At 60.8% G+C, this 8404-nt stretch carries 9 protein-coding genes; 7 read left to right on the top strand and 2 right to left on the bottom strand.

The features are described from left to right. The 6 genes from DD606_RS16370 to phnP form a co-directional block, all read left to right on the top strand. The coding region (locus tag DD606_RS16370) for an ATP-binding cassette domain-containing protein (RefSeq protein ID WP_129258876.1) at positions 1–416 on the top strand (416 nt) is incomplete at its 5' end. Between the two features lie 9 nt (positions 417–425). After that, complete coding sequence (phnL, locus tag DD606_RS16365) at positions 426–1106, top strand: phosphonate C-P lyase system protein PhnL (RefSeq protein ID WP_003860227.1); 681 nt, start codon at positions 426–428, stop codon at positions 1104–1106. Beyond that, entirely contained in the window at positions 1103–2239 is a 1137-nt protein-coding gene (gene phnM, locus DD606_RS16360) for an alpha-D-ribose 1-methylphosphonate 5-triphosphate diphosphatase (RefSeq protein WP_058652444.1), read from the top strand. The genes phnL and phnM overlap by 4 nt, the downstream gene beginning before the upstream one ends. After that, positions 2236–2787 (top strand): ribose 1,5-bisphosphokinase, encoded by a 552-nt coding sequence (phnN, locus tag DD606_RS16355; protein ID WP_086531977.1) that lies wholly within the window; start codon positions 2236–2238, stop codon positions 2785–2787. The genes phnM and phnN overlap by 4 nt, the downstream gene beginning before the upstream one ends. Further along, positions 2780–3214: an aminoalkylphosphonate N-acetyltransferase gene (gene phnO, locus DD606_RS16350; protein ID WP_045331392.1), complete on the top strand. Its 435-nt coding sequence runs from the start codon at positions 2780–2782 to the stop codon at positions 3212–3214. Before phnN ends, phnO begins: the two co-directional genes overlap by 8 nt. A gap of 9 nt (positions 3215–3223) precedes the next feature. Continuing rightward, the gene (gene phnP, locus DD606_RS16345; protein ID WP_129258874.1) at positions 3224–3982 is read left to right on the top strand and encodes a phosphonate metabolism protein PhnP; all 759 of its coding nucleotides are present in this window, start codon (positions 3224–3226) and stop codon (positions 3980–3982) included. Between the two features lie 52 nt (positions 3983–4034). Here the strand turns inward: phnP and yjdP are convergent, their stop codons facing one another. After that, on the bottom strand, positions 4035–4358 hold the full coding sequence (gene yjdP, locus DD606_RS16340; RefSeq protein ID WP_023315236.1) for a DDRRRQL repeat protein YjdP: 324 nt from the start codon (positions 4356–4358) through the stop codon (positions 4035–4037). 69 nt (positions 4359–4427) lie between these two features. Then, positions 4428–6707 (bottom strand): hybrid sensor histidine kinase/response regulator, encoded by a 2280-nt coding sequence (locus DD606_RS16335; protein ID WP_129258872.1) that lies wholly within the window; start codon positions 6705–6707, stop codon positions 4428–4430. Positions 6708–6889: 182 nt separating this feature from the next. Between DD606_RS16335 and DD606_RS16330 the strand changes: the two genes are divergently transcribed. Then, on the top strand, positions 6890–8404 hold the full coding sequence (locus DD606_RS16330) for a sugar ABC transporter ATP-binding protein (protein WP_003860238.1): 1515 nt from the start codon (positions 6890–6892) through the stop codon (positions 8402–8404).

Below are 8404 nucleotides of genomic sequence, written 5' to 3'. Positions count from 1 at the left end.
CGCGCCACTACGGCAACATCCGCGCCACGGCGCAGCACTGGCTGGAAGAGGTTGAAATCCCCGCCTCGCGCATCGACGACCTGCCGACAACCTTCTCCGGCGGCATGCAGCAGCGTTTACAGATTGCCCGCAATCTCGTCACCCATCCGAAGCTGGTGTTTATGGATGAACCGACCGGTGGGCTGGACGTCTCCGTGCAGGCGCGCCTGCTGGATCTGCTGCGCGGCCTGGTGGTGGAGCTGAACCTGGCGGTAGTGATTGTCACCCACGATTTAGGCGTTGCGCGCCTGCTGGCGGACCGCCTGCTGGTGATGAAGCAGGGTCAGGTGGTGGAAAGTGGGCTGACCGATCGGGTGCTCGACGATCCCCATCATCCGTACACCCAACTGCTGGTGTCCTCGGTATTACAGAATTAAGAGGCCAACATGATCCACGTTGAAAATGTCAGTAAAACCTTTGTGCTCCACCAGCAAAACGGTGTCCGCCTGCCGGTACTGCAAAATGCCTCATTAGAGGTCAGCAACGGCGAATGCGTGGTGCTGCATGGCCATTCCGGCAGCGGAAAATCCACCCTGCTGCGCTCCCTGTACGCCAATTATCTGCCGGACGAAGGCCATATCCATATCCGCCATAACAATGAATGGGTTGATCTGGTCCAGGCTCCCGCGCGCAAAGTGCTGGAAGTACGCCGCTCGACGATCGGCTGGGTCAGCCAGTTCCTGCGGGTGATCCCGCGGATCTCCGCCCTGGACGTGGTCATGCAGCCTCTGCTGGATCTCGGCGTGCCGCGCGAAACCTGCGCCGCTAAAGCCGCCAGCCTGCTGACGCGTCTCAACGTACCGGAGCGTCTGTGGCACCTCGCCCCGTCGACCTTTTCCGGCGGCGAGCAGCAGCGCGTCAACATCGCCCGTGGCTTTATCGTCGATTACCCGATTTTACTCCTGGATGAACCCACCGCCTCGCTCGACAGTAAAAACAGCGCAGCGGTGATAGAACTGATCGAACAGGCCAAAGCGCGCGGCGCGGCGATCGTCGGGATCTTCCACGACGACGCCGTACGCCATCGCGTGGCGGACAGACTGCACCCGATGGGGACAAACGTATGATTATCAATAATGTCAGGCTGGTGCTGGAAAATGAGGTCGTGAACGGCTCGGTTGAGGTGCGGGACGGTGTCATCCGCGCCTTTGCCGAAACCCAGAGCCGCTCACCGGACGCGATGGACGGCGAAGGCGGCTGGCTGCTACCGGGGCTGATTGAGCTGCATACCGATAATCTCGATAAATTCTTCACCCCGCGCCCGAAGGTGGACTGGCCTGCGCATTCAGCGATGAGCAGCCACGACGCGCTGATGGTCGCCAGCGGCATCACCACGGTGCTGGACGCGGTGGCGATCGGCGACGTGCGCGACGGCGGCGATCGCCTGGAGAACCTGGAGAAGATGATCAACGCCGTGGAGGAGACGCAAAAGCGCGGCCTCAACCGCGCCGAGCACCGCCTGCACCTGCGCTGCGAGCTGCCGCACCACACCACCCTGCCGCTGTTTGAGAAGCTGGTGGGCCGCGAGCCGGTCTCGCTGGTTTCCCTGATGGATCACTCGCCGGGACAGCGCCAGTTCGCCAACATTGAAAAGTATCGCGAATACTATCAGGGCAAATATTCGCTCAACGACGCGGAGATGGCGCGCTACGAAGAAGAGCAGCTGGCGCTGGCGGCCCAGTGGTCGCAGCCGAATCGCCTCTCCATTGCCGCTATGTGCCGGGACCGTAATATTGCCCTGGCCAGCCATGATGACGCCACGCACGATCACGTGCGCGAATCCCACCAGCTTGGGAGCGTGATCGCCGAATTTCCCACCACGTTCGAGGCGGCAGAAGCATCACGTAAGCATGGCATGAACGTCCTGATGGGCGCGCCGAACATCGTACGCGGCGGGTCGCACTCCGGCAACGTGGCGGCAAGCAAGCTCGCCTCGCTCGGCCTGCTGGATATCCTCTCCTCTGACTATTACCCCGCCAGCCTGCTGGACGCGGCGTTCCGGGTGGCGGACGACGAGGGCAACAGCTTCACGCTGCCACAGGCGATTCGCCTGGTGACAAAAAACCCGGCCAGCGCGCTCAACCTTCACGATCGCGGTGAGATTGCCGAAGGCAAACGGGCAGACCTGGTGCTGGCGCACCGCAAGGGCGAGCACGTTCATATCGACCACGTCTGGCGTCAGGGAAAAAGGGTGTTCTGATGGGAAGACTCATCTGGTTAATGGGCCCGTCCGGCTCCGGGAAGGACAGCCTGCTGTCGGCGTTACGGCAGCGGGAACATTCACAGCTGCTGGTAGCGCACCGCTACATTACCCGCGCGGCAAACGCCGGGAGTGAAAACCATATCGCCCTGAGCGAGCAGGAGTTTTTTACCCGCGCCGGGCAAAACCTGCTGGCGCTGAGCTGGCATGCCAACGGTTACTACTATGGCGTCGGCATCGAGATCGACCTCTGGCTGCACGCGGGCTTTGACGTGCTGGTCAACGGCTCGCGGGCGCATCTCCCGCAGGCTCGCGCCCGGTACGAAGCGGCGTTGCTCCCGGTCTGTTTGCAGGTTTCCCCGGACGTTCTGCGTAGCCGGCTGCAAAAGCGGGGGCGCGAAAACGCGCGCGAGATCGACCAGCGGCTGGAACGGGCGGCGCGTTACACCCCGTCGGGTTGCCATCTCCTCAATAACGACGGAAGTTTGCTACAGTCAGTCGAGACCTTTCTATCCCTTATCCGCCAGAAGGAGAAACAGCATGCCTGACTGCCAGCTTCGCCCCGCCACCGCCGACGATGCGCCGATCGTTTACGCGCTGATCTGCGAACTTAAGCAGGCCGAGTTCGATCATCAGGCGTTTCACGCCGGGTATCTGGCCAACTTGCGGGATCACAATATGCGCTACCAGCTGGCCGAGCTGGACGGGCAGATCATCGGGATGATCGGCCTGCATATGCAGTTTCACCTGCACCACGCCCGCTGGATCGGCGAGATCCAGGAACTGGTGGTGATGCCGCAGGCGCGCGGATTAAAAGTGGGCAGCCAGCTGCTGGCCTGGGCAGAGGACGTCGCACGGCAGGCAGGCGCCGAGCTGACCGAGCTTTCCACCAGCGTGAAGCGCGTGGACGCGCACCGTTTTTATGTTCGTGAAGGGTATACGCAAAGCCATTTCCGCTTCACCAAACCGCTGTAGAGGTGCGTTATGAGTCTGACGATCACGCTGACAGGAACCGGAGGGGCGCAGCTGGTGCCGGTGTTTGGCTGCGACTGCGCGGCGTGCCGACGGGCGCGTTTACAGGAAAATTATCGCCGTCGCCCCTGTAGCGCGGCGGTGAAATTCAACGATGCGGTCACCTTGCTGGACGCGGGTATTCCGCACCTGATGGACGACTGGCCTGCGGGCAGCTTCCAGCAGTTTTTGCTTACCCATTATCATATGGATCACGTTCAGGGGCTTTTCCCTCTGCGCTGGGGCGTAGGCGCCACCATTCCCGTCTACGGTCCGCCAGACGAGGCAGGCTGTGACGATCTGTTCAAACATCCGGGCATCCTGGATTTCAGCCACACGGTCGAGCCGTTCGTGATGTTTGAGCTACAGGGCCTGCGGGTGACGCCGCTGCCGCTCAACCATTCAAAACTCACGTTTGGCTATCTGCTGGAGTCCGCCCACAGCCGCGTGGCGTGGCTGTCTGATACCGCCGGACTGCCGGATAAAACGGTGACGTTTCTGCTAAACAATCAGCCGCAGGCGATGATTATCGACTGTAGCCATGAACCGCGCCCGGAGACGCCGCGCAACCATTGTGATTTGAATACGGTGATTGCGCTGAACGAGGTGATTGGCTGTCCGCAGGTGATCCTGACGCATATCAGCCATCAGTTTGACGTGTGGATGATGGATAACCCGCTGCCGTCCGGCATTGAAGCGGGGTATGACGGGATGGTGATGGTGCTGGATTAGGTTTTCTCCCTCTCCCGTGGGAGAGGGTTGGGGTGAGGGCAACAGGCCGCACTTAGCCGCGATCGTAATCGTCTTCCAACCTGCGCTCGTCCTCTTCTAACCGACGCCTGTCGTCGTCCAACTGACGCTGACGCTCGTCTAAACGGCGGCGTCTGTCTTCGAGCTGCCGACGACGATCGTCGTACTGTCGGCTGTCGATTTGACGGCTGCGGTCGTAACGATCGTCGTCATCGTCATTACGGCTGCTGCCGGGGTTATAGGCGTCGTTGATCGCCTGCTGAATATTGCCAATAGCATCATCAATCACATCGGCATGCGCCAGTTGGCTGGTTAAAGTCAGCAGACCCAATAACAGAGCGGTAGAGTAACGTTTCATAAGGCCAGACTCGCAGGTGAACTGGCCTTAAAGTAATGACTGGCTGTTAACGGGAGTAGCGGAGGAATCTCAAATTACCATCACCTTGCGCAGCGCCTGCGCCAGCTGCTGGCGGGTAAACGGCTTACGCAGTAACGGAACGTCCGGCAGCTGCGGGTTATGCGCCGGGCGCAAATCCTGCCCGCTGATCAGCAGCACCGGCAACTGCGGATAGTGGCTGCGTACATGGCCGATCACCTCCGCACCGCTCAGGCCGCCCGGCAGCATCAGGTCGCTGATAAACATGCCGATATCCGGTGATGCGTCCAGCATGTTCAGCGCCTGCTCGCCGTTTTCGGCTTCGAGCGTCAGGTAGCCAAGCTGGTGCAGTTGCTCACACAGGGTCTGCCGCACGCCCGCCTCATCTTCCAGGACCAGCACAAGCAGCTCACTTTCTGCCGGGGCCGTGGTCGCCAGCGCGGCATCATTGGAGAACGCGGGCAGCGTCGAGCGCGGCAGCTGGAGCCGCACGGTGGTTCCCTGCCCCGGCGCGCTTTCGATCTCAACGCGCCCCCCGGACTGACGCACAAAGCCGTACACCATCGACAGCCCTAATCCGCTGCCGCTGCCGGTCTGTTTGGTGGTGAAGAACGGTTCAAAGACCTGCGATTTCACCTCCTGCGACATCCCACAGCCGTGGTCAATCACCTCCAGCGCGACCATATCCTGCCTGCGCCCGTCGCTGCGGGTCACACGTTGGTTCCAGGTGCGGATTTTAATCACACCGTTTTGCCCCTCCATTGCATCACGGGCGTTCATCACCAGGTTGATAATGGCATTTTCCAGCTGGCTGACGTCAATCCATGCGGGCCAGGCCGGGGTTTGCGCTTCAATATCCAGCGTCAGCGTGGCGGGAAGGGAGTGCCGCATCAGCTCGCTCAGGTTCTCCAGCAGCGGCTTCATCTCTACCGCATGGGGTTGCAGGGATTGCTTGCGCGAGAAGGCCAGCAGACGCTGGGTGAGCATGGCCCCGCGTTCCGCGGCTTTGAGCGCACGAGTGATGCGCGGCGCGTCCGGTGACGCTGAATCGGTCAGCTCCAGACTGCCGATAATCACCGCCAGCAGGTTATTAAAATCATGCGCCAGACCGCCCGTCAGTTGCCCGACCGCCTTCATTTTCTGGCTGTGCAGCAGCGCCTCCTCCAGCCCCTGACGTTCGATGCGGTCGACCTCCATCTGCGAGGTCTTCTCCTTAAGCAGCCGCGTGGTGTGCTCCAGCGAAGCGGTATTGCGTGCAAAAACGTTAAACGCGCGCGCCAGTTCCCCCAGCTCATCACGCCGCTGTAGTGCGGGCACCGACACATTCTGCTCTCCGTGAGCGAGACGCGACATTGCCCTTGAGATAGCCGTCAGGTTGGAGCCCAGATTGCGATAAATATACCAGCAGGCGCAGCCGGTGATGATCAGCGCCAGCACCGCGAAAACGCTGATAAACACGCTGATGGAGCGCAGCTCCTGGTGACTTTGGGCGGTACGCAGCCGGGAGGCCTGCGCCACCTGTTCAACGTACTGATTGATGTCGCGGTTTAATATCGCTACCAGCGCCTTGATGTGGAACATGTACCAGCTGATGGACAGATCGCTCTCTTCCAGCTGCTTCGACAGTGGCGCGAGCTTGCGCAGCTCATCATTAAAATCCGGGAGCACCAGGTTGACCACCGGTTGCAGGGCGCTCGCGGGTAACATCGCGGTTACTGCATCCAGCTGCTGCACCGTGGCGCGCGGTGAAGGGGTATCAATGGCGGCAACGATCAGCCTGTCCATCTCTGCAAGCTGCCGGGCGTCTGGCACATTGCTCGCGTAACGACGGTTGATATCCTGCAAATGACGCAGGTAGCTTTGGCTTTGATACAGCGCGCTGAGCAGCGCGTTACGCTCCAGATGCCGTTTTTGCCCGCGCTCCAGCATTCCCGTCACGCTCTGCTGTAACTCATTGCTCCTGCGAATAATACGCGTCACCAGCGCCGGCTCCTGCTGCGCCAGCGGCGCATCGGCAAGCTGCTCCAGCGAGTGGCGCAGCGCCATTTGCGTCTGTTTAAGCCGCTCAGCTTCGCCTTTGTACTCCAGCGCACCGACCACCTGCGACAGCCGCACCGCCGCCGTTGCCACATTGGCCGTGTCGCGCGCGAGGTTCATGCTGCCGGTCATGTCATCCAGCGTTTGCTGCTGCACCTGCTCCTGGATCTGGCTGGCATGACGAAAGCCGAGCACCGCCACGCCGCTGACCATCAGCGTTACCGCCACCACCAGCAGGTTAAATATCAGCAGGCGACCGCGGGCGCTGGTGAAGAACGGGGGGCGTGATGGCATGGGTTTGGGCTCCTCTGCGGTTTGGTGCCCTCACCCTGGCCCTCTTCCCACAGGGAGAGGGAAAAGGAAAATGTGATGGCGATTAGCTATTCATAACTATGACAAATATGAACAGCTTCTGACATTTTGCATTTACGCGCCTGTGATGAAGTGCAGATATCGACATTCACAGGAGATCCGCCATGAGCAGAACCCCGGTTTTAGAGATGCGCCACATTGCCAAAACCTTTGGCAATTTCCACGCGCTCAAGGGCGTGGATTTGACGGTTTTCCCCGGTGAGATCCACGCGCTGATGGGGGAAAACGGCGCCGGAAAGAGCACGCTGATGAAGATCCTCGCAGGCGCCTATACCGCCAGCAGCGGCGACATCCTCATCGACGGTCAGCCGTTTCACATCAAAGGGCCGAAGGATGCGCTGGCCGCAGGCATTACCCTGATTTATCAGGAGATGCAGCTTGCTCCTAACCTGACCGTGGCGGAAAACATTTTTCTCGGTAGCGAGCTGTCGCGCGGCGGGCTGGTCCAGCGCAAAGAGATGGCTGCCCAGGCCCAGGCGGTCATTGACCGTCTGGGCGCGCAGTTCAGCGCCACCGACCTGGTCATGAAACTGACCATCGCCGAGCAACAGCAGGTGGAGATCGCCCGCGCGCTGCACCGCAACAGCCGCATTCTGGTGATGGACGAACCTACCGCCGCCCTCTCCTCACGCGAAACCCACCGTCTGTTCGAACTGATTTTGCGCCTGCGCGATGAAGGGATGGCGATTATCTACATCAGCCACCGCATGGCGGAAGTGTATGAACTCTCTGACCGCGTCAGCGTGCTACGCGACGGGCAATACGTCGGCAGCCTGACGCGCGACAAGCTCAACGCCTCCGAGCTGGTGCGCATGATGGTGGGTCGTCCGTTAAGCGACCTGTTCAACAAAGAGCGCGATATTCCGCTCGGCAGCCCGCGTCTGAACGTGCATCACCTCACGGATGGCAAAAAAGTGCAGCCGTGCAGTTTGCAGGTTCGCTCCGGTGAAATCGTCGGGCTGGCAGGGCTGGTCGGCGCCGGGCGTTCTGAGCTGGCGCAGCTGATCTTCGGCGTGCGCAAAGCCACCGGCGGCATGATTGAGGTGGACGGCGAACCGGTGGTGATCCACTCCCCGCGCGCGGCCATTGAGAACGGCATCGGTTTTCTCACCGAGAACCGCAAGGAGCAGGGGCTATTTCTGGAGCTGGCGGCGCAGGAGAACATCACCATGGCGACGCTGGAGCGCGACGCCACCTTCGGCTGGCTGAACCGCAAAAAAGCGCAGTCGATTTCCGATGACGCCATCGCCCTGCTCAATATCCGCGTGCCGCATTCTCAGGTGCGCGCAGGCGGGCTCTCCGGCGGCAACCAGCAAAAACTGCTGATCTCCCGCTGGGTGGCGATAGGCCCGCGCATTCTGATTCTGGACGAACCCACGCGCGGCGTGGACGTCGGGGCAAAAAGCGAGATCTACCGCATCATGAACCAGATGGCGCGCAAAGGGGTGGCGATCCTGATGATCTCCAGCGAGCTGCCGGAAGTAGTAGGAATGAGCGACCGGGTGTACGTGATGCGGGAAGGCAGCATTGCGGGTGAACTGCACGGGCGCGACATCTCTCAGGAAAACATCATGACGCTGGCAACCGGCGTGAACGACACACATCATCAGGCGGTGTAA

The organism is Enterobacter cloacae complex sp. GF14B (genome assembly GCF_004136805.1).
GTDB classification, from domain to species: domain Bacteria; phylum Pseudomonadota; class Gammaproteobacteria; order Enterobacterales; family Enterobacteriaceae; genus Enterobacter; species Enterobacter hormaechei_C.
Note: the sequence above shows the minus strand (reverse complement) of the source record. Positions and strands in the feature narration are given on the sequence as shown.